The sequence below is a fragment of the Diaphorobacter sp. HDW4B genome (assembly GCF_011305535.1).
Taxonomy (GTDB): domain Bacteria; phylum Pseudomonadota; class Gammaproteobacteria; order Burkholderiales; family Burkholderiaceae_C; genus Diaphorobacter_A.
The window spans coordinates 643,862-668,256 of record NZ_CP049906.1 but is presented as its reverse complement, the minus strand read 5'-3'; the positions used below and the strand labels follow the sequence as shown (position 1 = coordinate 668,256).

22 protein-coding genes are annotated in these 24,395 nt (G+C 60.8%); 6 read left to right on the top strand and 16 right to left on the bottom strand.

The window, feature by feature from the left end; all coding sequences use genetic code 11:
* The first annotated feature begins 5 nt into the window (after window positions 1–5).
* Entirely contained in the window at window positions 6–623 is a 618-nt protein-coding gene (gene mobA / locus G7048_RS27905; RefSeq protein ID WP_166071738.1) for a molybdenum cofactor guanylyltransferase MobA, read from the top strand.
* 27 nt (window positions 624–650) lie between these two features.
* On the opposite strand, the gene G7048_RS27900 is transcribed toward mobA, so the two are convergent.
* The 12 genes from G7048_RS27900 to G7048_RS27845 form a co-directional block, all read right to left on the bottom strand.
* Window positions 651–1,769 carry a substrate-binding domain-containing protein gene (locus G7048_RS27900; RefSeq protein ID WP_166071737.1) on the bottom strand — a complete coding sequence of 373 codons (1,119 nt, stop codon included), beginning with the start codon at window positions 1,767–1,769 and terminating at the stop codon, window positions 651–653.
* Between the two features lie 99 nt (window positions 1,770–1,868).
* The gene (locus G7048_RS27895; RefSeq protein WP_166071736.1) at window positions 1,869–2,705 is read right to left on the bottom strand and encodes a substrate-binding domain-containing protein; all 837 of its coding nucleotides are present in this window, start codon (window positions 2,703–2,705) and stop codon (window positions 1,869–1,871) included.
* Between the two features lie 121 nt (window positions 2,706–2,826).
* Entirely contained in the window at window positions 2,827–3,246 is a 420-nt protein-coding gene (locus G7048_RS27890) for a hypothetical protein (RefSeq protein ID WP_166071735.1), read from the bottom strand.
* A 49-nt stretch (window positions 3,247–3,295) separates the two neighbouring features.
* A complete protein-coding gene (locus tag G7048_RS27885; RefSeq protein ID WP_166071734.1) occupies window positions 3,296–5,212 on the bottom strand; it encodes a molybdopterin biosynthesis protein in 1,917 nt (638 codons plus the stop codon).
* Complete coding sequence (glp, locus tag G7048_RS27880) at window positions 5,203–6,426, bottom strand: gephyrin-like molybdotransferase Glp (protein WP_240933428.1); 1,224 nt, start codon at window positions 6,424–6,426, stop codon at window positions 5,203–5,205. Before glp ends, G7048_RS27885 begins: the two co-directional genes overlap by 10 nt.
* A gap of 417 nt (window positions 6,427–6,843) precedes the next feature.
* Window positions 6,844–9,180 (bottom strand): ATP-binding protein, encoded by a 2,337-nt coding sequence (locus G7048_RS27875; RefSeq protein ID WP_166071733.1) that lies wholly within the window; start codon window positions 9,178–9,180, stop codon window positions 6,844–6,846.
* A 197-nt stretch (window positions 9,181–9,377) separates the two neighbouring features.
* Window positions 9,378–11,750, bottom strand: coding sequence for a DNA polymerase II (locus G7048_RS27870; protein WP_166071732.1), 2,373 nt, complete (start codon window positions 11,748–11,750; stop codon window positions 9,378–9,380).
* 351 nt (window positions 11,751–12,101) lie between these two features.
* Complete coding sequence (locus G7048_RS27865) at window positions 12,102–13,103, bottom strand: Ig domain-containing protein (protein ID WP_166071731.1); 1,002 nt, start codon at window positions 13,101–13,103, stop codon at window positions 12,102–12,104.
* Window positions 13,100–14,812, bottom strand: a complete 1,713-nt coding sequence (locus tag G7048_RS27860; protein WP_166071730.1) for a tail fiber domain-containing protein — start codon at window positions 14,810–14,812, stop codon at window positions 13,100–13,102. Before G7048_RS27860 ends, G7048_RS27865 begins: the two co-directional genes overlap by 4 nt.
* A gap of 12 nt (window positions 14,813–14,824) precedes the next feature.
* Complete coding sequence (locus G7048_RS27855; RefSeq protein WP_166071729.1) at window positions 14,825–16,198, bottom strand: tail fiber domain-containing protein; 1,374 nt, start codon at window positions 16,196–16,198, stop codon at window positions 14,825–14,827.
* 443 nt (window positions 16,199–16,641) lie between these two features.
* A complete protein-coding gene (locus tag G7048_RS27850) occupies window positions 16,642–16,866 on the bottom strand; it encodes a hypothetical protein (RefSeq protein ID WP_166071728.1) in 225 nt (74 codons plus the stop codon).
* A gap of 46 nt (window positions 16,867–16,912) precedes the next feature.
* Entirely contained in the window at window positions 16,913–17,560 is a 648-nt protein-coding gene (locus G7048_RS27845; RefSeq protein ID WP_166071727.1) for an FABP family protein, read from the bottom strand.
* 152 nt (window positions 17,561–17,712) lie between these two features.
* Here G7048_RS27845 and G7048_RS27840 point away from each other — a divergent pair, with 152 nt between their 5' ends.
* Genes G7048_RS27840 through G7048_RS27830 form a run of 3 tightly spaced genes read left to right on the top strand, consistent with a single transcriptional unit; the run spans window position 17,713 to window position 20,075 of the window.
* On the top strand, window positions 17,713–18,615 hold the full coding sequence (locus G7048_RS27840) for a glutamate ABC transporter substrate-binding protein (RefSeq protein ID WP_166071726.1): 903 nt from the start codon (window positions 17,713–17,715) through the stop codon (window positions 18,613–18,615).
* 3 nt (window positions 18,616–18,618) lie between these two features.
* Entirely contained in the window at window positions 18,619–19,281 is a 663-nt protein-coding gene (locus G7048_RS27835) for an amino acid ABC transporter permease (RefSeq protein WP_166071725.1), read from the top strand.
* Window positions 19,278–20,075, top strand: coding sequence for an amino acid ABC transporter permease (locus G7048_RS27830; protein ID WP_166071724.1), 798 nt, complete (start codon window positions 19,278–19,280; stop codon window positions 20,073–20,075). The genes G7048_RS27835 and G7048_RS27830 overlap by 4 nt, the downstream gene beginning before the upstream one ends.
* A gap of 106 nt (window positions 20,076–20,181) precedes the next feature.
* Here G7048_RS27830 and G7048_RS27825 read toward each other — a convergent pair whose 3' ends face one another.
* Entirely contained in the window at window positions 20,182–20,985 is an 804-nt protein-coding gene (locus G7048_RS27825; protein WP_166071723.1) for a DUF6348 family protein, read from the bottom strand.
* A gap of 367 nt (window positions 20,986–21,352) precedes the next feature.
* Complete coding sequence (locus G7048_RS27820; protein ID WP_166071722.1) at window positions 21,353–21,757, bottom strand: hypothetical protein; 405 nt, start codon at window positions 21,755–21,757, stop codon at window positions 21,353–21,355.
* A gap of 234 nt (window positions 21,758–21,991) precedes the next feature.
* Between G7048_RS27820 and G7048_RS27815 the strand changes: the two genes are divergently transcribed.
* Both G7048_RS27815 and G7048_RS27810 read left to right on the top strand, forming a co-directional pair.
* The gene (locus G7048_RS27815) at window positions 21,992–22,138 is read left to right on the top strand and encodes a long-chain fatty acid--CoA ligase (protein WP_166071721.1); all 147 of its coding nucleotides are present in this window, start codon (window positions 21,992–21,994) and stop codon (window positions 22,136–22,138) included.
* Window positions 22,139–22,158: 20 nt separating this feature from the next.
* Window positions 22,159–22,950: an enoyl-CoA hydratase/isomerase family protein gene (locus G7048_RS27810; protein WP_166071720.1), complete on the top strand. Its 792-nt coding sequence runs from the start codon at window positions 22,159–22,161 to the stop codon at window positions 22,948–22,950.
* 23 nt (window positions 22,951–22,973) lie between these two features.
* On the opposite strand, the gene G7048_RS27805 is transcribed toward G7048_RS27810, so the two are convergent.
* Both G7048_RS27805 and G7048_RS27800 read right to left on the bottom strand, forming a co-directional pair.
* Window positions 22,974–23,465 (bottom strand): RidA family protein, encoded by a 492-nt coding sequence (locus G7048_RS27805; RefSeq protein ID WP_166071719.1) that lies wholly within the window; start codon window positions 23,463–23,465, stop codon window positions 22,974–22,976.
* The gene (locus G7048_RS27800; RefSeq protein ID WP_240933392.1) at window positions 23,462–24,385 is read right to left on the bottom strand and encodes a PhzF family phenazine biosynthesis isomerase; all 924 of its coding nucleotides are present in this window, start codon (window positions 24,383–24,385) and stop codon (window positions 23,462–23,464) included. The genes G7048_RS27805 and G7048_RS27800 overlap by 4 nt, the downstream gene beginning before the upstream one ends.
* Between the last annotated feature and the right edge of the window lie 10 nt (window positions 24,386–24,395).

Below are 24,395 nucleotides of genomic sequence, written 5' to 3'. Positions count from 1 at the left end.
CGCATATGAGCAGCAATAACAGCAGCAACAGCATTCGCAAAGAAGACATTACCGGCCTGGTGTTGGCCGGTGGCCGGGGCAGCCGGATGGGCGGCGTCGACAAAGGATTGCAGAACCATCGCGGCGTGCCCTTGGCGCTGCACGCCTTGCTGCGTCTGCAGCCGCAGGTGGGGGCGTGCATGATCAGCGCCAACCGCAACCTCTCGGCTTACGAGGCCATGGGCGCGCCAGTGTGGCCCGATTCCATCGATGGCTATGCGGGTCCGCTGGCGGGCTTGCTGACCGGTTTGGAGCATGCGGAAACCCCGTGGCTGGTGACGGTGCCTTGCGACACGCCGGAGTTTCCGCAGGACTTTGTTGAGCGCCTCGCCAATGCAGCGGCGGAGCAGGGCGCAGACATCGCCATGGTGTCCACGCAGGAAGAGGGCGAGCTGCGCAGGCAGCCAGTGTTCTGCCTGCTGCGCACCGATCTGGTGGAAAGTTTGGTCGCCTATTTGCACGCGGGCGAGCGCAAGTTCGACAAGTGGACCGCGCTGCATCGCGTCATCGAAGTGCCGTTCGACGAGTTTGCCGCGTTTTTCAACGCCAATACCAAGGAAGAGCTGCAGCAGTTGCAGCGTTGAAAACTTTCAGACCGTTGAAAGGCCGACTCAGGATTTGGGCGTGGCGTAGCGCCACCAAGGCAGTGCCTGCGTGAGCGAGAGCACTTCGCCCGGTCGGTTCACGCCGTAGCCGGGGAGCTTTTGCAGCACCTCGGCCCACGCATCAGAGGCAAGCCGCTCGCGCAATGCACGCAGCGGCGGCGTGTCCAGATCTTCCTTCAGGCAAAGCAGGTAGTAGTTCTCGTCCACGAGGGGTGAGAACGCAAGGCCCGCCTCGATGGCTGCGGCCTCGATGCCGATGCCCACATCGCCCACGCCTGCGGCAATGCTCGCGGCCACCGCCACATGCGTGTCTTCCATGTGTGTGGTGTAGCCCGGTACGTCTTCAGGCAATACCGCGCTTTGCGCCACCAGATGATCGGTCAGCAAACGCGTACCGGACGCTGGCTGGCGCGAGACAAATCGCCAGCGACCACCGCGCAGCGCGGCAATGCTGTCGGGCCGGGTTTCGCCTGTGCGCCAGATCCAGCCCTGCCGCCGCCAGTGGCTGCCGATGAGCTTGTGCTTGCCTGGCTGCAGCAGCGGGCGCAGCGCCTTCGCCATCACGCTGGTGGAGGTCGCATCCTGCGCCACATGAAACCCTGCCACGCGGCAGCGACCGTCATTGAGCGCACGCAGTGCTTCCTGGCTGCCCGCAAAGCGCAGGCCGATGTGCAGACCATCGCATTCTTCTGCCAAGGCTTGCAGTCGCGGCAGGCCCAGATCGTGGCTGGCGAAGATTTCAAGCACCTGCAGCGATGCATCATCGGCCAATGCAAACACGCGCGCGAGTTCGGCGCGCAAGGCTTCGACGTGCGGTGTCATGCGCACGCGTGCCTGGCGCTCGGCCCACATCAGGCGCTGCGCAAAAGGCGTGAGCCGCGCGCGCTTGCCTTGTTCCCATTGCACCAGCGGTGCGCCAAGAACGCTCTCCCAATGCTTGAGCGAACTCCACGCGTGGCGGTACGAGCCGTTCTGCGCCCGCGCCGCTGCGCTGATCGAGCCATGGGTTTCGAGAGCGGAGAGCAGATCGAAAAGCGGGTTCTCGATCTCGGCCCCCAACTGGCCGGAGGGCTTGGGGGTCTCGAAGGTGTAGCGAAGATGAATGCCGCGGCGTGAAGATGACATGGACGAAAACTGCTGAATTCCCCGCAGTGTCTCACGCGCAGAGAAGCCACGGCACCGTGAGCACGATGCCGCGTGAAGGTGCTGGCTTGCTGGGAGCCGTTACTGTGCTTTGTTGGCGTTCGGGAAGAACAGTTGCTCGCCACCGATCTTGTACGAGGCGATGGCTTCCTGCCCCTTGGGCGAAACCACCCAGTCGGAGAACGCCTGCGCGTAATCCTTCTTGGTGTGCGGATGCTTGGCAGGGTTCACCACGATCACGCCGTACTGATTGAAGAGCTGCTTGTCGCCTTCCACCAGAATCGCCAGATCACCACGGTTTTTGAAGTTCAACCAGGTGCCGCGATCCGACAGCACATAGGCATTGGTCGACGAGCCGATATTGAGCGCCTGCCCCATGCCGCAGCCGCATTCCTTGTAGCCTGCGGGCTTGGCCGCTGCCAGATCGACACCCGCGAGCTTCCACTGGCGCAGCTCGGCCGAATGCGTGCCGCTCTTGTCGCCGCGCGAGACAAACGCCGCGCTCTTGTCATTGAGCGCCTTCAACGCACTGGCGATATTGCTGCCACGCGTGCCCGCCGGGTCCGCCTTGGGGCCGACCAGAATGAAATCGTTGTACATCACCGGCTTGCGCTCCAGCCCAAAGCCCTCGGCCACAAACTTTTCCTCGGCCGGCTGGTCGTGCACGAACAGAATGTCGGCATCGCCGCGACGCGCCATGTCCAGCGCCTGACCTGTACCCACAGCCACGACTCGCACGTCAATGCCCGAATCCTTGGTGAACTGCGGCAGCAATTGCTTGAACAACCCCGACTGCTCGGTCGACGTCGTCGATGCCATCACGATGAACTTGTCCTGCGCCTGAGCGGCGTTTGCAAGCAGCGAAGCGGCAGCGAGAGCGGGGAGGGCGAAAAGATAAAAACGTTGGCGAGCGTGCATCGGCGGTATGACTCGTGGAGTTGTGTAAGCAGTCTGATTCTGTAGGAATCAACTGCTGTGCACCATATGAACTCTGGAGCATAAGTTGCGGGATTGCTTGGCAACAGGTGTGTTCAAGTGCTCAAGGAATTGCAAGGTTTGCCATCACCTCTGATGTGTCCAAATTGTAGACAGACAAGACGGTGCCGGCGTCGAGTCTGTTTTTGTCAATCCTGATCACCAGATCTCGAAGAGATTCGCTGCGGTGTGAGACGACGTTCTTTGAAGTGCCCAAGTTGAGGGTTGCGATTCCATTTTTGGTCAGAGTTACCCACGGCTTGTCAAAAGCTCCAGATGAGTAAAAGTAGGCACGTGCCCGGACCAGATAGAAATCCTGTTCAGCGCTGATGCGAACGTTGGAAATCTCCGCATTCTGATTGGCTAGCGCGTCACTCACAACGTCAACTCCGCTGGTGAGCGTGAAAACGTCGTCAGCGGGCTGCGGCTTGGGTGAGCATCCCAACAGTTGAATCACGACGAGAAAAGCGAAAGCACGGCGCATCGTTTATCGACGAGTTGAGATGGAGGCTGTGATCAATGGTTCCTGAATTTCAATCGACACGAAACCCCAGCCCGCGCAGCGCTTCACGTGCAGCGGAGGACTGCAGCAGCGCAATGAACGCCTTCACCGGAGCGCGCTCCAGTCGTGACTTTGGGATGGCGAAGTCGTAGCGTTCTTCCTGCACCGGGATGAATCCGAGCCCGTATTGCCGCGCGACCGTATCGATGGCCAGGCCCCAGTCGGCGCGCTGCTGGGCAACCGCTACGGCTACCGCGTTATGTGATTTGGTCTGCACGCCGTAGCCTGCGGGTTGGGCTCCGGCCAGCAGTCGGTCGATGAGTATGCGCGTGCCGCTGCCTGCGTTGCGGTTGACCATGGTGCATGCTGGGTCGGCCATTGCGGCTGCCATGGCGTCGGCTGCATTCTTGCCTTCGAAGCGCGCATCGCCGGGGCGGTAGACGATGCCCTGCATGCGGCCATAGCCGGTGATCAGTTCCAGCGCTGGCGTGAGAAGAGGGCGGTTGTATTCACCCGTGGCAGGGTCCATCAGGTGGATGCCTGCAGCATCGCATTCGCCGCGTTTGGCGGCCATCAGACCGCCGGTGCTGCCCACGCTCATGGACTTGATGCGAATGCCTTGGCGCATGAGTTCGCCGCTGAGCCAGTCGAGGCCTACGCAGTGGCTGCCGATCAAAATCAGATCGGCGGGCTCCAGCGCGTCGCCCAGCAATTGGACCTGCACGGGAGCGCCTGCGTCGAGAATTTCGGTGTGCTGGCCGATGGTGATGAAGCCATCCGCGCCGCTGAACGTTGTGACCGAACCCGAGCCTTTGCCCATGGGGTAGGCGGACAGACCATCATCGGTGGGCACGAGGCCCACGAGCAGATATTCGGTGCGCCCGCGCTCGGAGTTGATGCGCATGGGCAGTGTTGCCGGGACCTGCTTGCGTTGCTCCGGCGGAAGCCCTGCAAACGCGCGGATCACGGGCGCGAGAAACTCATGAAACGTGAAGACCGCCGACGTGGGAAAGCCCGGAAGAATCACGACGGGCTTGCCATCGGTGACGGCCAGACACACGGGCTTGCCGGGCTTGAGCGCGACGCCGTGCGCCACGATGCCGGGGTCTTTCAATGCGGCCACGACGCGGTAGGAGAGGTCGCCTTCACCCTTGGATGTGCCGCCCGAAAACACCACGGCGTCGCAGGTCAGACCTTGCTGAAGTGCTGCCGAGAGCAGGGCTTCGTCATCGGGAATCACGCCCAAGCGCACGGGCTCGCCGCCAAGCTCCTGAACAGCCGCGCTGATGATGGCAGCGTTGGAGTCATACACCGCACCAACAGGCAGTGGCGCACCGGGCGCAACAATTTCATTGCCGGTCGAAAAGATCGCCACGCGCGGTTTGCGGTGCACGGACACCTCGGCCAAACCCAAGGCTGCCAGCACGCCGATCTCGCGCGAACTCAATGGCTGGCCTGCGCGCAGCACGGTCTCTCCGCGTGCGATGTCGGTGCCCGCGTAGCTCACGTTTTCACCGGCCGTTGCCGCGCGGCGGATGTGGACCTGGCCGTCTTCCACATCGGTGTACTCGACCATCACCACCGCATCGGCTCCGCGTGGCAGCATGCCGCCAGTGGCAATCGCCGTGGCTGTGCCAGCCGTCACTTCGTGCCGCGGCACGATGCCGGGAGCCAGCGACTCGTCGGTCAGGGCGAGCGAGCGCACGTCTTCTTCCATCGCACCCCAAGTGTCGGCGGCCTGCACGGCAAATCCATCGACATTGGAGCGATCAAAGCCCGGCACGTCGATGCTCGCGCACACGTCTTCGGCCAGCACGCGGCCCAGCGCCTCATGCAAGGGGATGATGTGCGCACCCAGAGGAACCAGCGCCAGATGCTCGCGAAAGCGACGTTCGGCCTCGTCCCGGGTGACGACTTGGAGGAATTGCGATTGAGCTTTCACGGACATTCGTAGAGATGGACAGTCACTTCGGAGCCGGGGCCAAAGCCCTCGCTTTCCGCGGAAGCCACCACAAAGCCATCGGCCCGCGTGGTGGTGCTGAGCATGGACGCGCCCGACAGCGCGAGCGGCTCGACGCCTTCGGGCCCGAGCTTGACGCGCACATAGTCCACGCGACCGACTTGCGAGACGATCTTTCGCGCCACGACCGCGCGTTGCGCAGGGTAGGGCCAATCGGTGGGTCGACCACCCAAACGGCGGATGGCACGTCCTGCAAAAAAGTCATACGCGCACAGGCAGGACACCGGATTGCCAGGCAGCAGAAACACCAGTGCGCTGTCGATGCGCCCCATGCCAGCCGGGCTGGACGGACGCATCGCCACGCCATGGATCGCCAGCTCGCCGAGCTTTTCAAGCAAGCGCGGCGCATGGTCTTCGGCACCCACGCTGGAGCCGCCCGAGATCAGAATGACATCGGCACCCGGTGCGGCCAGCGCTTGTTCGATGACCAGCGGATCGTCACCAAGTCGCTGATGCGATTCGAGCACCGCACCATCGCGCGCCAACAAACCGTGCAAGGTCATGGAGTTGGCGTCGTAGATGTCATAAGTGCCCTTGGGCGATCCCGGCGCGCGCACTTCATTGCCCGTGACCAACAAACGCACGCGGGGCTGTCGAACCACCTGCAATTGCGCAATCCCAAGCGACGCCACCAAGCCCACATCCTGCGGACGCAGACGTCGACCCGCCGACAACGCGGTACTGCCGCGCCCAATGTCTTCGCCCACACGTCCCACATGCTGACCGGGTGCGACGGCTTGCGTGATGGCGATGCGGCCATCCTGCTCGGTGGCATATTCGGCGGGAACGACAGCATCCAGCCCATGGGGAACGGGCGCTCCGGTCATGATGCGAACAGCGGCCCCGGCAGGCACCACTCCGTCAAACGGGCGGCCGGGCCAGGCATGCCCAACGACGGGAAGTTCCAACGGGTGGTAGTCCCCCGCGCCGGTCGTCTCATTGCCACGCAACGCATAACCATCCATCGCCGCGCGATCGAATTCAGGCACGGCAATGGGCGCGATCACATCCGCGAACAGAACCCGCCCGCTGGCTTGGTCCAGCGCGATGGTCTCACCGGGCAACGGTGCTGCCGATTGGGCATCCACCCACGCCAGTGCAGAAGGAACTTCCGTCCGTTGAGTGAAGCCGCGCATACGCACGTCGTTCAAAGTTGGTTTGTCTGGAGCGAGCATTCCAACAAGTATAAGTAGATGCATGGCTGCATCGACGGTTGCATTCAAAGTTTGTCGAGTACGGCTGCAATACCGTGCGCCATCGGGAAACCACTTGACTGCACAAAATGGAGCGCGTCTGGTGGTTCAGCCTCATGCACAACCTGTCAGTGGATGGCTGTCCAAACGGATGGGCAAGCCCATGCGTGCGCCGCATCTGCGGAGCCTGAGATATGCGTTGGAAGGGGGCTTTTGCCTAGCGGATCTGGCCCTGTCGCTATGCCCTGTCTGCCCAGACCGGACGGGCCGAATTGGCCCGTGTATCCGCCGAGGTCTATCGCCAACTGGAGCGCAAATAACGCGTTCGCATTCTGATGGATTCTGATTTGCGGACAGTCGGCACGTCTACTGCACGAACCCCATCGACCGCTGCTCGCGCACTTCGGGTTTGATGCGGTGCTCGGCCTCCAGTTGCTCGATGAACTCTTCCACCGAGAACTCTGCGGCCAGAATGTCGCACTGTCTTTTGACTGCAGCGAAGTCGCCGGGGGCGAGTTGCTCCAGTTTGGCAAGGCGGCGGCTGACTTCAGGCGTGAGCTTCTGCGCATCACCTGCCAGCGCTTCGGTGATGAACATTTTCTCGCGCTGCTCTGCCGTCAGCGGCATGAACTTGATCTTGAAGGTAAAGCGACGCAGGGCGGCCTGATCGATGCGGTCGAGCAGGTTGGTGGTGCAGATGAACACGCCGTCGTGGCGTTCCATTTGCTGCAGCATTTCGTTCACCTCGGTCACTTCGTAGCTGCGCTGCGCACCGCGACGATCCATCAGGAAGCTGTCGGCTTCGTCGAGCAGCAGCACGGCTTTTTCCTGTGTGGCTTCGGCAAACATGGCGGCCATGTTCTGCTCGGTTTCGCCCACGAACTTGCTGACCAGATCGCTGGCCTGCTTCACGATGAGCGGCTGGCCCAGATGCTCGGCGATGTATTCGCCCAGCGCGGTCTTGCCAGTGCCGGGCGCGCCATAGAAGCACAGGGCACCGTGACCACGCGCTTTCAGGGCTTCCACGATGCGTGGAATCTCGAAGCGGGTTTCGACATTCAGCATGTCGAGGTCGTAGGTGGTGACCTGGCGGCGGCCTTTCTTTGCGCTGCCATCAGGCTTGCGGCCCAGAGCGGCGTCGGAGTTCTTCAACTGCCGGTCGATCAGCGCTTCAAAGGCTTCGCCGCCCGCTTCCGGGCCGGCGTGCGCCAGATCGGCAAAACGCACGGCGGTGCGAATCTGCGCTGGGGTCAAGCCCTTTCGCTCGGTCAGTTTGGCCACGAACGCATCGCTCACGGCCACGCCGTCCAGCGTCTTGCGGATGAGCTGTTCACGTGCGCCGGGGGGTGGCGATTTGAGTTCGAGGTGATACGCAAAGCGACGGCGGAAGGCCGGGTCGATCTGCTCGATGCGGTTGGTCACCCAGATGGTGGGAACGGTGTTGGATTCGAGGATCTGGTTGACCCAGGCCTTGCCGTTCACCGAGTGACTGACCGCAGCGCTGATGGCCTGCTGGTCGGCGCGCGCCATCAGGCCCGCCGCATCCACGCTGATGGGTGGGAAGACGTCTTCCACCTCGTCAAACAACAAGGCAGCGGCTTCCGCGCCTTTCAGAAAGACTTGCGCAATCTGCAGCGAGCGATAACGGTCGCGACCGGAGAGGCTGTTGCCGTCGCGGTCTGCGTATTCGACCTCGAACAAGTCCAGACCGGCTTCGCGTGCGACCACTTTGGCCAGCTCGGTCTTGCCCGTGCCGGGAGGGCCGTACAGCAGCACGTTGACGCCCAGCGCCTTGGTCTGCATGGCTTTGCGCAGCAGGTTGACGAGCACCTGCACATCGTCGCCCGCAAACTCGAAGTCGTTGGCCTTGAGTTCGCTGGGAGTCGCGGGGCGTGTGAACACCGCCATCAGTTCGGCACGATCGCGGTACTCGCGCATGAGCACGGGCGGCAGTTTTTCGCTGACCTTCATGAGGTCGGCCAGATCGGTGATGCTGTTCTCGGACAGCAGGTTTTCGACCAGCCCAATGCGCTCCAGACGCCCACCAGCGCGCAGGGCGTCGGCCACGTCCGTGGCTTGCACGCCCGCGAGATCGGCAATGGCCGCGTAGGCCTCAGGTGCGTTGTTGACCTTGAACTCCACGAGCAGGCTGCGCAGATCACGCTGATGGCGCGCCAGCGTGCCGTAGAGCAGCAGAGCGCGCTCGGCTTTGTTCAGTTGCAGCAGGTTGGCCAACGAATCAATGTTGGTCTCGACCAGAGTCGACTGCTTCTTGACGGCGTGGCTCAACCACTGGCCGGTGCTGGAAAGCAGCGTCAACAGGTCTTTGGGCGCGTCTTTGGCGTATTCGTCCAAGTAGTAGAACAGCGAGCCTTCTTCATAGGGTCCACGCCAGACGCCATGCCGCTCCAGAAACTCTTCGTTGGAGAGCTGCTCATGCCCGCGCCAGGAATCGTTGTCCTTGCAGCGGCGCGACAGAAACTCGCGAACGCGGTTCAACACGGCATCGGGCCACATCAGGTGCCGACCGGCCAAGGCCATCAATCCGTTGATGTCACGACGCACATTGAACTTGGAGCCCTGCTTGGAGGCCAAGGTCAGCACGAAATGTGAACACATCAAATCCAGGACAGGCGCAGTCTGCAAGCCCGGCGATGCGACCATGCCAGCTTGGTCCCGAATCTCAATAGTGCGTTTAGGCATTCAAGGATCTCCTTATAGGGCTCCGAACAAGTGTCACCATAACGCAATCAGAGACAGGCGGGATGACAGTCGAGCGCTCGCTTTGGCAGAAACTGCCGCGTCGGAATGTCAACTATTCTGCAGGGGTTCGCCTGTCTATTGGCGTCAGCCAGCCACTTCGCCATTCTGCTCGTGCGGTTGGCTTGGCGAAGCTGGTGCTAGAACAACTCCTGCTGGGCTGACGTCAAAGCCGTGAAATCCTCCCCCAAGGGCTGAAGTATCGAATCGGCAATGGGCTGAATCTGCTTGCTCAGGTAGTGCTCGTAGTCGATGGGCGACCGCCGGGCTTCCAGGGGTTCCGGTCCTGCCTGGGTCATGACATATCGAATCCAGCCGCCGTTCTGGTACTGCTTGGGCCGATCCATGCGTACGTTGTACTCATCGGCAATGCGGGCGGCACGCACCTGTGGCGGCACGTTCGCCACGTAGTCGTCCAGACGGTGACGCAGGCGCTTGCGGTAGACGAGCAGATCATCCTTCTTGCCCGCCAGAGTGGAGTGCGCGTAGTCGATCACGAAGTCGCGATAAGGAAGACCCTGGAAGACGCGCGACAGCAGGCCCTCCTGAAACTGCCGGGCCAGAAGCGTCCAGTCGCTTCGGGCCATTTCGAGGCCCCGGTAGATCATGGCTTCCTTGCCTGCGGCATCGACGCTCAGACCGGCGTATCGCTTTTTGCTGCCCACGTCCGATCCCCGGATGGTGGGCATGAAGAACTTCTTGTAGTGTGTGTCGAATTCGATTTCGAGAAAGCTCTCCAAGTCCTGTTCGTCCCGCAAGGTTTGCGTCCACCAAGCGTTGATGTCCCGCGCCAGCTCGGCCGCCACCGCGTGCGCCTCTTCGTTGGAGTGGGTGCGCTTGAGCCAGATGAAAATCGAGTCCGTGTCTCCATAGATGACTTCGTAGCCGCGCTTTTCCACGAAGTCCCGCGTGACCTTCACCATCTCGTGGCCGCGCAAGGTGATCGCGGAGATCAAGTCTGGATTGAAAAAGCGGCATTCCGATGCGCCCAGCACCCCGGCGAACGAATTCATCACCAGTTTGAGGGCCTGCGACAGCGGTTCGTTCCTGGCGCGCTTGGCCTCGTCACGGGCGCGCCACAAGGTGGTCACGATTTCCGGCAGGCAATGCTTCTCGCGCGAGAAGAGCGTGCCCCGCGGGCCCTTGATGAGCCGCTCCGGGCTGTCCGCATGTTGCCCCTCGGCCAATCCCACCGGGTCCACAAGGAAGGTGCGAATGATCGAGGGATACAGGCTCTTGTAGTCCAGCACCACCACGGAGTCGTAGAAGCCGGGCTTGGAGTCCATCACATAGCCGCCGGGAGAGGACTTCCCCTGAACATCGCCCACGTTCGGAGCCACATACCCCATGCGGTGCATGCGCGGCAGATAGTGGTGGCTGAACGCGGCGATCGAGCCCCCGAAATGGTCGATCTGCAGGCCCGTCGTGTGCGCGCGCTCCATGGCAAACTGCAGCAGCTTGGCCTTCTCGAAGATGCGCAGAACCAGCTCGCAGTCCCGGATGTTGTAGAGGGCCAGAGACGGCTTGTCCTCCTGAAATCGCCGCTCGATTTCTGCCATCTTGTCGTATTCGTCCCCGATGTCCTTGCCCTCGCCAAGCAGCTCCTGAGAGACGTTTTCGAGACTGAAAGAGGGAAAGCTCCACACGGCCGCCCGGAGCGCTTCGATGCCGTCGATGACCGCGCGTCCCGGCATGGGAGCGAACAGATAGTCCTGCTTGCCCGGATGGGTGCGCCATGCGATGGGCCTGCCTTCCCGGCCCAGAAGCAGTGGCGTCGCACAGTCATCCGCCGTTTTCTGCAGCACGCGCAGGTCGAACTGAATGACGTTCCATCCAATGATGATGTCCGGGTCATTGCGTGCGAACCATTCGTTGAGATGGTCGATCATCGCTTTGCGGGTTGCGCAATGGATCAGCGCGAAGCCAGTCGGCTGTAACGCATCGGCAGGCGGCTCGCCAAGCATGAACACCACGCGTTCGTCCATGCCATCCAGAGCAATCGAATACAGGTCCTGGTGCTGGCTGGTCTCGATGTCCAACGAGACGACCTTCAGTGCGGGCCTGAAATCCGGCGCAGGCAGGAGCTTGCAGTCCACCAGCGTCGCGTTGTCGTTTCGTCCGCCTTCCAGCGCAACACCGGCGGTGATGAAGCGCTCCATCAGGTAGCGCTCGTGTGGACGAACGTCGGCTTCGAGAAGGGAAACACCTTGCTGCTGGAGCGCGCGCGCAAGCCGCCCCAATTGGCGAAAATGCTTGGCATAGACACCCCAGACGGGCGCCTGTCGAAAGCTTTTGAGTTCCAGCTCGCGCAATTCGACGTCAGGCACGACGCCAAGCAGCGCCTCCACCGCACCCTTGTGTCGGTCCTCGACAAAGGCCACCGACGTCTGGCCTGTCAGAAGCACCTTCAACGGCCCGGTATCCGTCGCCAACCAGTACTCGATTTCGGTGCCCGCTCGTATATCTCGCCAATTGCGGGTCAGGATGAATCCTTGGCGTTTGGAGGATGACACGAGAGATGAAACTGAGCGAAAGGTGGACAGACGGGGATCGCAGATCTCGGAAATGCAAGCGCGCGGGCATGCAGACCAAGCACAGCGAATGATGCGCAGGAAAGGAGGTCGATGCTGAACCTTGTTCAGCGGTCATCCACGCATGTCCCGACGGCATTGCCTTGGCGTTTGCAATATGGGCGGGACTGCGATTTCGGGATGATAGCGTGAAGGAGCAACCCCGTCCGCGAATGCAGTCAGGTGGATTCCTTGCCGATGAACGGCGCTTGATCAGCGCAATGGAGAGGACCCAACTCCTGTGCGCGGTTCAGGATGAAGCCCCCTCGGTTGCCTGATGCGGAAACGTGGTGGTCAGTGGGAACTGACGGCCTTCCTTCGCCTGCGCTTCATGCCCGACCATCCCAGCAAAATCAAAGCCGAGCTGGAAAGCAGCGCCCAAGGCGCATTCCACGGAACCGGGGTGGGGGCAGCTTCGGCTGATACCGCGTGCACCACAAAAGTCACCGGGTTGGGAGTGCTGACACCTGTGTTGTCGGTGACTGTGATGGTCACGACCGTTGTTCCGGAAACGCTTGGGCTGCCGGTCAGGGACCCATCCAAATTCAGGGTCAGTCCTGCGGGCAAGCTGCCGCTGGTGAGCACGAATTGATAGGGTGCAGTGCCGCCCGAGGCCATCAGGATGACACTGGCTGGGCTGCCGACATTCAATGCAGGTGGCGTGGCAATGCTGAGCGCCACGGGTGCGGCATTGATGGTGAAGGTCGCGTTGACGGTGGTGCTGGCACTGGTGCTGTCGGTAATGACTACTGGCACAGTGAATGTGCCTGAAGTGGTGGGTGTGCCGCTCAGGCTTCCGTTGGTGTTCAGACTGAGGCCTGCCGGCAGGCTGGCGCCCGGAGCCAACGCAAACTGGTAGGGCCCCGACCCACCTGCTGCGGAAAGCACCGCATTGGTGGCACTGCCAACCACCATCGGGGCTGGCTGGGCGGTCAGAGCGATCACAATGCTGAGCACATCCACTTCATCGCCGCGATCATCCGAGACAGTGATGGTGAAGTTCGGTGAGTTCTCTGCCAATGTCCCACTGAGCACGCCTGCGCCCGACAGGCTCACCCCGGCGGGCAGACGCCCTGCGCTCAGCAGGTATTGATACGGTGCGACGCCGCCAGATGGAACGAGCGTGACGTTGATCGCACTTCCAGAGGCAGGCATGACGATGGACGATGGCGTCACCGTGAACGCTTGCGCCATCGCGCAGGTGATCGCCGAAAGTTGGAGTGCGGCTCCGATGAGCCAAGCCTTCGAGGCAGTGCATCTGAAACCGCTGGATGTCGTACGTTCCAAGTCATTCATGGCTGACTCCTGACTTGTCCGCTCAGGCGGGATTCCAGTTCCAGAAAGCGTCGCATCAAGGTGCTGAGTTCCGCATCGCGCACGGCCAACTGTTGATTCAGCGCCTGCACGGCCGCAGCTGCGAGGCTTGCCACGTCGCTCGGAGCGAGTCGGCGCGGGCTTTCGCCAAGTTGTGTCGCCTGATGAACGTCCTCTGCCATGGGACCCAGATGCACGCTGGAATTTTGGTCACTCAAATAGCGCCATGCGTAGACCGGCAGTTGCTGCACGCTTTGCAAAATGGCATGGGTGGCGACGGGCACGATGTCGTGCTTGAGCGTACGGCTGGAGCCTTGGCTCAGTATGCCTGGCACGACCAGATCACCATTGGCCTGTACCGCCAGAGCCGTGGTCCCCGAGTCTCCAGCGAACCGAAAATCGCCGGTGTCAGCAGTCGCCGTCCAGCGGGTTGTCGACGAGCCGCGCAGAAAGGCAGCCACGACTGGCCCCTTGTTTTGAAGCTCCACCAGCGGGCCTGTGTTTGCTGTGGTGGTGTTTGCGATATGCACGTTGCTGTGGCCATCGACCCTGCGCACATGCAAAGCTGCGGATGGGCGAGGTGTACCCAAACCGACAAAACCGTTGCCAGCGATATCGACGCTGGATTGCGGTGCTCCGGGCCGAATGCGCAGTGAAAGGAGACTTCCCTGATTCAGGTCGCGCACAAAGAAGTTGGCCTCATTGCCTGCCACATCCCAAGTCTGCGCGGTGAATCCCGTCGTATTGTTCTGTTCAAGACGAATGGCCGGCGTGTCGGCAGTGCTCATTTGCACAGCTTGCGCGGGTGTGGCGGTTCTGACACCAAGACGTCCTTGTGCATCAACCATCAGGCTGTCGGCCGGCGCTCCAGCCATCCAACGGATCGGACCGAGCACACCGGTGACATCGTCAATGCCCAGAAAGTTGGCACCGCCCGAATTAGACTCATTGGCAATGATTTGCCATTCACGGGTTGGGTCGGGTGCGACGCGGGTTTCGGCAAACTTGATGCGCAGATTGTTCTCTTTCAAGCGCAGCATATCGCTGCCGAAAGTCTCGCCACCCCCACTGCCACAGTCAAAACCTACGCACATGTTGGCTTGAACGATGGAGTCGTCAGCCACCACCACATCTTTGGCGAACGGAGTGGTCTTTGCAACGGCAGTGCCATTCGTCGGCTCCAGAGTGGGCAAGACGAAGCGGCCATCACGCACGGTCGCGGTACCGGACTGCGTGGCACCCATGGGAGGATTGGCCGTTGCTGAAGCCCCGTTGTCGTCGTCGGCTCGTTGACGGCGCGTGGCCAGCGCGGGTGCCAGCGTCAGTTCAAAGGTGTATTGCCCATCGGGCAACGCATTGTCCTGTGCGGACAAAGTCAATGAATCGGATGGCAAAGCCATGTCTCGCAGCCATTGGCCATCGCTGCGAACCAGTCGCAATGTGGCAGATCCGTGCGCTGCGGATGCTTTCCACGTCAGGTGCGAAGAGGTGAGTGTGGTGCTGACGGTCAACGGTGAAGTGGACAGGCCCGTCGTTGAAGCACTGTTCGAAGCCTGTGCAAAGCTGGCTTGCATTGGCAACCCGCCCAGCATCATCAGCGCAGCAAGAGTGCCGGTGAGTTTCAGCAGAGCAGGGGAGCGTCCCTGAGGCCGGATTTGGATGGAAGTCAGGACGTGGGGATGGTAAGACATGGCGCGTCCCGATCAGCGATCTGATGCATTCGTGCCTGGCATCACCAGCGCTTCGAGTGCGGATATGCGTGCCTTGATGGCGGCAATGTCGGCTTCACGCTCCTGGACCTTCTGGGCCAGCGCTTGTACCGCGCCCAATGTGACACCTGCCAGATCGGCCGGGGCGAGGCTGCGGTCGTCATGTCCCAGATGAAACATCTGCCGGAAGTCTTCCGCCATGGGGCCTACATGGAGTTCTTGTGCGGGACTGGTCTTGTAGCGCCAGTGATAGATTGGCAGCGCCAACACCTTGTCGAGCAGCGCGGCTCCATCCACCGGGACAATGGCCGTTTTCAGGAGTCGGCTGGAGCCATTGCTGAGTGTGCCCGTGATGGTGAGATTGCCGTTGGACTGCAATGAAAACTGAGGAGTGGATGCGCCCTGCGTCGCCAGTGTGAGCGCGCTGCCTGCGGTCATGTCCCAGCCAGTATTGCTGTCAGTGGTAAAGCGCATGGCCGCCGAGCCGTTGTTGGAGAGCTCCAGCAAGGTGCGAGGCGCATTGCTGCTGTTGGCCTCTTCCACCAACAGTTTGGCTTGGCCATCCGTGCGTGTGACGTGCAGTGCGGTGCTCGGGCTGGCGGTTCCCACACCAATGTATCCGCTCGCAGCGATGTCCAGGCTGCTGGTAGGTGCCCCGGGACGGATGCGAAACGGAAGCTTGTTCCCGCCAGTGATATCACGGACGAAGAAGTTGGCTTCATTGGCACCGATATCCCAAGTTTGCGGGGTATATCCGCCCGAGTTGGTCTGCTCCATGCGAATCGCGGGCGTATCGCTGGTCACAGCATGGATATCCAGCATCGGGGTGGCCGTGCGCAAACCGATCTTGCCATTCGCGGCGACATACAGACTGTTGTTCGGAGCTCCGGCCGTCACGCTGAAGATGCGGTTGCCAGAAGTGACGTCGTCCAGTGCGAAATTGCTGCTGCCTCCATCGTTGGCCAGCAATCGCCAGTCATTGGTTGGAAACGCGTTAGTGCTGGTGTCTTGAAAATGAATGCGGGGGCTCGCGGACTTGAGGCGAATGGTGTCAAAGCCAAACGATTCGTTGTTGGCACAGCTTGCACCCACGCAAAGGCTGCCTTGAACGATCTGGTCGTCCGCCACGACAGTGGCTTTGGTGAGAACAGGTGACGCCTTGCTTGTTGCCGGCGTGACGATCTGTCCGCCCACAAGGGTAAATGCACCAGAAATCACGCGTTCCCGAATGGATGCCTGCGCTTGCGCGGCGGGCATGTCCGGTGGTGGAGTGAGGGTCAGTTCGTAGACATAGCTGCCTTCAGGCAGTCCGGGGATGGATCGTGCAGTGAACTCCAAACCGGATTGGCCCAACGCTACGTCGACCACTTTGCCATCGGGTCGTGCCAGTCTCAGGCTGGCTGTGCCATAGGCTTTCAATGTCGACCAGACGATTCGATCCGACTGAAGAGACGCGCTTATGTGAGGGATTGACTCAGCTTGAGCGGAGATGCTTGCACCGATCGCAAGACATGCCAAGAAAAATGCGGTTGAAGGGTTGCGCACACTGAACATGTCAATCTCCGGTACCTATGGACGAAAGTAGCCCGAGCGACGGCTTGGGTTTGATAGTAATCTGTTAAATATTATTACAAATCTTCAACTGGGTGATGATTTTGGGCAACCTGCGCTTCGTCATTGCAGCCGAATGTGCGTTGACGCTGGCGAAGGATCTGGGGTGTTCGTCATCTGGTCAGATGAATGCGGCGACAGCGTGTCAGATTGGGCTCGCGGGTTTTCACGTGTCATCGTCCCTGGGGGCTGGACGAAATCTACTCACTGCTCATCGGATGGACATCACCATTGGTCGGTGTCGCCATCTCGTGGTAGATGGCGTAGAGATATCCCACGAGCTCGTTCGCCGGGATATCCGAGGGAACCGCCAGTTGCATGGGTGCACGCTTGCCATCGTTGCCTACTTCAAGGCAGCGCCAGCCATCGCCCACACGTTCAATATCGACGATGCGCCCAAACACATTGAATCGGTATCGCTGCATTACTTCATTGTCCGTGCGCATCCACCGCAACATGCCAGCCAACAAGTCACTGGCTTTGCTTGAGCGCGGCCACAGCTGTTGGATTGAGAGTGGGTTCCCCCACCTTCTTGAGTGTATTTCGATCCGTGTGATCGAATGGCTCGGAACGGTCGGGCGTCACGAGCACCGTGGTCTGCTCGTATGACCATGTTCCATCGGGGTGCTTGGTCACGGTGATCGTGTATCGCTCGGTGCGAAACGCATGTTCGAGAAACGGATTGGAGGAGATCCCATTGGTCAACGATCCACGCACCGCTTCCAGCGTGAAGGTGGTGGCATCGGCAGTCGTCTTCCCGACGGCCATGGCGGTTTGCCCACGCGGAATGGTCAGCGTCTGAATCAGGGTGCCGGTTGCGGGCTCCCACAGCCAATAGCCCACTTGGTCGTGAAACGTTTCCGGGTCATTGGGCTTGAAGATTTGGGTGTGGTAGCGCAGACCATAAAAGAGCTGGGGGCCGTTGGTCTGCGCGTCGATGGGCTGCAGTTCCATCGTTTCGATGAAGGCCTGCTTTTCCGGCCCGTCAGCCTTGGGGTTGACGTCCAGCCCTCGTGCACCAGTCCAGATTCCCGCCATGCCCGACAAAGGGCCGAGGTGGCCGAGCGTGTCGGTGCTCGGCTCGGGTTCTGTATAGATATCTGCTGGATACTGGCTCATGGCGGATCCTCACATGGTGATGTGGATGTGATTTTATGGTCCGCTGCGGGCACTGGCTGACCAGCCCCCCGTCTGCCCAAGCTGGCGAGCCGTCCGTGCATTCCATATCTGCTATAAATTGATCAACGTGACGCAGCATTCAAGAGAATCCCATGTCGATCCAATTCATTCTGAAATCCACCGTAGCAGCACTGGCGTTTGTCTCCAGCGGATCCCTTTTCGCTCAGGGCGCGCCCCTCGATACAGCGGCGTTTGACGCACTGGTTGCGCAGGGCCCCGTCGCCAGCGCTGCAACCATCGCATCGAGCACCTGGGCCAGCAAGATCAAGCAGGCGGGCACGCTGCGCCTTGGCAGCACGCAAACCTCGAATCTTTTCTCGCTGCTCAATGAGAAAGACGGCAAGATCCGTGGCTTCGATGCAGGGCTGGCCCAGCTCATCACCCGCTATATTCTGGGCGATGGTGCCAAGTACAAGTTCACGCAGGTGAACTCGTCCACGCGCGAGCAGGTGCTGATCAACGATCAGGTGGACATGGTGTTCGCGACCTATTCGATCACCCCCGCTCGCGCCGAGAAGATCTCGTTCGCGGGGCCTTACTACACTTCTCAGGCCGGGGTGCTGGTCAAGGCGAACAACAAGACGATCCAGTCGTACAACGACTTGGCGGGCAAGCGGGTCGCCACGCAAGCGGGATCCACAGGCCCCGCGATTCTGGCGCAGCACGCGCCCAAGGCGGTCGTGCAGGAATTCCAGACGCATCAGGAAGCCCTCGATTCGCTGCGCCAAGGCCGTGTGGAAGCTTACGTGACCGACCACACGCTGTTGCTCAATGCCCTGAGCCTCGGCACGGGCGACACGAAGCTGGCGGGTGCGCCCTTTGGCGACAAAGACCCCTATGGCATCGGACTGCCCAAGGGCTCGGACGGCGCGGCCTTCATCAACGGCTTTCTGAAGAAGCTGGAGGCCGACGGCACCTGGACCAAACTGTGGACGATTTCCATTGGACAGCGTACCGGCAGCACGGTCGCTCCGACGCCGCCAGCCATTCCCTGACCGATGGGCGGTGTCTCCCGGCTGCTTGCCGACTACGGGCCTGCCTTCGGGCAAGCCCTGTTTCTGACTTGGAAGCTCACGTTGGTGTCGTTCGTCCCCGGCTTCCTGCTGGGTGTGGTCATCACGGTACTGCGGCTGTTTCCGTTGCCTCCGCTGCGTTTCGTCCTGACCGTCTATGTCGAGATCTTCCGCAACATTCCGAGCGTGGCGCTGCTGATCTTCATCGTGTTCGCTCTGCCTGATCTGAACGTCCTGATCGACTACGAGCCCGCCGTGATCCTGACTTTGGTGCTGGTGTGCTCCGCATTCACGGCGGACTATCTGCGCTCGGGCATCAACACCGTCGCCGGAGGCCAGATCGAGGCCGCACTCAGTCTGGGCATGCGGCCCCTGCAGGTGATCACTTCGGTGGTATTGCCGCAGGCGCTGCGCACGGTGGTGCAGCCGATGACCTCGCTGCTCATCGCGCTGATGCTGTCGACCTCGCTGGCGTCGCAGGTGCCGCTTCCGGGCCGGGAGCTCACCGCGCTCGTGTCCAAGATCGCCAATGACTCCGCAGCCGGCATCGCCGCGTTCGCCGTGGCGGCCGCTATGTACGTGGTGACGGGCTTGCTCATCGGCTGGGCGGGCGGGGCATTGGAAAAGAAGGTACGGATACTGCGATGAGCCGCCCACTGGAAGACATTCTGTTCGGTGCGCCAAGCCCACAGGCGCAGACCATTGCGCGGGTGATGAGCGTGATCGCGGCGGCGGTGATCCTGCTGGTTGCGGGCATCGCGTTTCAGTTTCACTCCGCAGGGCAGCTCGAAGCCCGGTACTGGAGCTTCTTCGCGTGGCCGACGACGTGGGCATTTCTCGGCAAAGGTCTGCTGGGCACCTTGGTATCGGCGGCGATGGCCGCCGTCATCGCGTTGACGCTCGGGCTGGTGCTGTGTGTGGGCCGTCTGGCACAGTCGCGGCTGGTGCGATGGCCGAGCATCGCGGTGATCGAGTTCCTGCGCGGCACGCCGACGCTGCTGCTCATCTACGTGTGTTTTCTGGTGCTGCCGTCCGCCGGGCTGAAGCTGAGCACCTACTGGATGCTGACCCTCCCCATCGGCCTCAGTACCGCAGCCGTGGTGGCCGAGGTCTACCGTGCGGGCGTGCTCGCCGTTCCGCGCGGCCAGACCGATGCCGCGCGGAGTCTGGGGATGACCGAAACGCAGGTTTTTTTCTCCATCGTCTTTCCCCAGGCCCTTCGCTACATCGTTCCCGCACTCGTCGCGCAACTGGTCATCGTGGTGAAGGACACCACATTCGGCTATGTTGTCACCTACGGCGAACTCATGCAGAACGCGAGAGTGCTCATCGCCAATTACCACTCGCTCGTGCCCGTGTACCTCGTGGTCGCGGCGCTGTACTGCCTTGTGAACTACGCGATATCCAGAGCGAGCAAACGGCTTGGTGGGCCCATGCACTGAAGGACTGCTGATCGCTCATGGGTTGCTCACGAGGGCGGCGGAGCAATCATCTGCACAGTCCGAGATGGATGAATGCCTGTCTCGATGCGGCCCCATAGACCTCCGGTCAAACGATCAACACATACTGCTTTCGATACTCGTATCCGCATTCCGGCCAGCTTCGCACATACTCGCGCAATGCCTCGGCTCCGGCCTCCCAGTCTTCGCCATTCACGCGGCAATCGGCCATGACTTCGCCGTCGGCACCGCGCGACGCGAAAAGTCTCACGCCAAAGGTCTCCTTGGCATGCAACTGCGGCTCGAATGCCTTGATGGTGTTGGTGAACAGGCAGCACGGGCAGAACGTATGTTCGTCGTCTGGGGCTTCTGGGACGGGATTTGTGACCACGTATCTGACGGGGCCAAACAGCACTTTGCGTGGATGGTCCGCACCTTCGGCATCCGGAAACGTCATCTCCATCTGCTGGCAATGCTGCAACGTGGAGGACGCAAGATCGTCAAAGGTTTTCCAATCCATATGCACCCAACGGATCAGCCCTTCACGCATGGAATCGGTGGCAGATTCTTCGCTGATCGAATGCTGGTATTCAAAGCAGCTCTGTGAAAGCAGTGATAGATGCGCGACCTCGATGGTTGTGGTGGTTTGAATGGCCTCTTCGGTATGTGCATGCTCCACGAACTGCGGCTTGAGCCAGAAGCCGTTGTCCGTCACCAACCAGTGTTCCTCACGTCTTGCATTCCAACCAGCCTCGGCCAAAGCATCCTTCAGGAGTTCGATGAGATCAACCTCTTCGACCCACTGCTCGGTGTCGCTGGAATCATCTTCGCGCTCAAAGTCGAACCGCACCCAAGTGGCATAACCGGGGTTGCCCGGATGAGTCGGTGGTTCTGTATGAAGTTCGTTGAACATGGTGCGTCATCTTGATTTGGAATGTGCTCGATGTTGCAGAAGGGGCGCGTCGAGTGGTTATTTGCCAAGCAATCGGGATTTGAAGATTCCTCCCAACAATAGAAACACAATCAGTCCAAGTACAGAGGGGCTACCCACGATAAGCAAAGCGACCAGAACTTGGAAAACCAATGTGTCGGCCATCACAAGATCGTCCAATGGAGTTGTCCGTAGGTAGACGACCATCCCTATGACAGCGACGAAAGTCAGGATGCCCCAAGTCACCAATACGTTTCGGAGTGATGGCCACGACTTCATGTTGATTCCGATGTCAGATTGGCCACATTGTGTGGTAGTTTTGATATTCGCTCTTGGCCGACTGCGGCCCTCAAACACGACCAGTACTGTACTTGTAATGCCGTGGCTGTCGGCTCAGTTGGCTGTATCGAGCGCGCTTCAAGGAGAAATTGTTCTTGCGCAGCACACGGCGGACGCGGTGCCCCATGGTCACGATGATGTCATCGGGGTTCATCACAGCGTAGGTCTTGCGGTACTTGAGCACCAACAGGAACAAATCGCGTGGCTCGCCACGCTCGATGGTATCGAGTGCATCGCTGTCGAAGTAGGCGATCTCACATCCATGCAGCCCGCGTTCCCGACGTCCATACAAAGTGAGGCAATCGAGCACATCCTGATTGATCCCGCGTTGCTGTTGCCTGACTTCCGCGTGTGAAGTGCGAACGCAAGCTGTCAGGTCGAGGTAGCGGTCATTCAAGGCGGTGGAATTCATCATGCCGTGTCCTTTCTTCGCAAGTTGTCAGGACTCTTATTCTCTTCATGGACGCGTCATATTGCGTCGCATGAAAAGGCGGATCCGACACTGGAATTGAAGACATGTCGAGCCTCTGCGGCAGGGCACTGCGCTAGACACGCTGCACCAACATGCCGCCGGGCAATCGCTCGATGCGCAGCGCATACCGTTCACTCATTGCCGCTCGTTGGTCGATAATCTGCAGACAACAGCCGCTTGGCACAGGTATCGCACATCCGCAGATTCCATCTGTTGATCAATGAGCCGGACCATGATGATGGCGAAGTCACCGCTACCATGAAGGTGCGCTGCAGCAGCACCTACAAAGCCCATGCCTCCGAAATCGAAGCCATGTTCCAGTGAATCAGGATAATCCCCACACTATGAATTCAGACATCGCAAACTCTCCTCTGCTCGTCATGCGCGACGGCGGCATCGTCACCTGGCAGTTCAACCGTCCGCAAACACTTAACGCGCTGGATGTGCCTTTGGCACAGGCGCTGCTTGCTGCCGCACGCGACGTGGCGCAGGACCGCAGCGTGCGTGCGCTCGTGATGAAGGGTTCGGGCAAGGCCTTCATGGCTGGTGGCGATCTGGCCACTTTGCAGGCCAATCCCGTGCAGGGCGCTGCCGATCTGCTTTGCCCGCTCAATGAAGCGGCTGAAATTCTGTCGCGCCTGAATGCTCCCGTGGTCGCGCAAGTGCATGGTGTGGCAGCGGGTGCGGGCATGTCGCTGATGCTGCTGGCCGACTTCATCTGGGTTGCCGAAGGAACGCGATTCAATCTGGCCTATGCCAACATCGGCGCCAGTTGCGACGTGGGTGCCAGCTGGTCGCTGCCGCGTCTGGTGGGACTGCGCCATGCGCTCGAAATCGCCATGCTCAGTGATGTGCTGGGCGCCGACGATGCGCTGCGCATGGGTCTCATCAACCGTGTTGTGCCGCTTGCGCAATTGGACAGCGCCGTGCAGCAACTCGCAGAACGCCTTGCCGCCGGCCCCACCGTGGCGCTGGGGCACATGCGCCGCCTGATGCGCGCCAGCTTTGACAGAGACCTGCCCGCACAACTGGCCGCCGAAGCGGCTGCATTCAATTCCTGCGCGCACACGGACGACATGCGCGAAGGCATGGCGGCGTTTTTCGACAAACGCAAACCGAACTACACCGGCCAATGACGATGGGGACCAGCCAGAGACGCCTAGTGAATGACGGCTTCGAGCTCCACTTCAACCCAGCACCCTGAAGGCAGGCTGCTGACGCCGACAGCGGTTCTTGCGGGCAGCGGCAAGTCCGGAAACGCCACTTTCAGCAGTTCTGACGAACCATCCAGCACTTGGCTGTGAAGCGCGAAGTCTGCGCTGCTGGCGACAAAGCCTCTCAAGCGCAGAAGCCGCTTCACCCGCTCCAGTCTGCCTTCGCAGGCTGCGTGCAGCAGCGCCAATGCATTGAGGGCTGCAATCTGAGCGGCTTCTCGCGCAGGGGCCACGTCACTTTCAGTGCGGCAGGTGCCGACCATGGGCACGCCGTTGCGACGGCATGTCTGGCCGCTCAGCACGACCAGACTGGACGATCCATTCGCATCCAGAGGGTGCATGGACCATGGTGCATACAGGGCCTGAGGTTTGGGAGCGGCGGGCAACTGCAGTCCCATGGCGTTCAGGCGTTCGATCAGTAAGGTGTCGTGGCTCATGTGCGTGTGCTCCAGCAAACCTGGCCGCTGAGCCAGCAACCATCCGGCTCACCTTGCTCATTGTGTCGTGCCCGTACATAGATGGCGGAGGGTGATCCCATGGCCTCTCCCTGCAGCACGATGCATTGCGCGTCTTTGCCACCGGCGTGGGCAAATTCTCCGCGTGCCTGGAGATGGCTCCAAAGCGCCGCTGCGGCAATTCCGGTCGCGGCATCTTCGGGATAGCCGGATGAACGAGGGAACTGGCGTGCATGCACCCTGAGTGGCGAATCGGCGTCGACGGGGTTTTCCAACGCATACGGATAGAGACCCGTGGAATCGATCTGCTCGCACAGCGACTTCATCCGCGCGAAATCCGGCTGCAGCGCATGCACTGCGCGAGGGTCGTTGAATTCGATCAGCGTTTTGATGCGACTGGTCGATGCGTTGACGGCGGGATGCGCAACCACAGCGGCCGCAGAGGCTGGCGAGAGCGAGAGGACCGACAGAGCATCCTGGGTTTGTGCTTCATCGAGGAGCGTGCATTGTCCCGGCGGTTGCGAAATCCACGGGCACTGCCGTGCCTCATCCCACTGCACGTGCACCAGACCGCTGAGCGTCTGCACCACCGCCTCGCTCGATCGCCACAGACCCCATTGACGCAGGGCCCACAGGCTGCCCACCGTGGCATGGCCGCACATTTCCATCTCATGGGCGGGTACGAAGAAGCGGAGTTTCCATTGAGCGAGCGGATTGTCTGCGGGCAGCACAAAGGCCGATTCGTGACCGTACTGCGCAGCGACCTGCTGCATGTCTGCGTCACTCATGCCCTGTGCGTCGGTAACCAGCGGCACCGGGTTGCCGCCGCGCATGTCGCGTGTGAACACATCGATCAAGGTGACCTGACCGTGTTTTGGTAGAGAGGGGGAGGGAGTCATCATTTCAAACGTC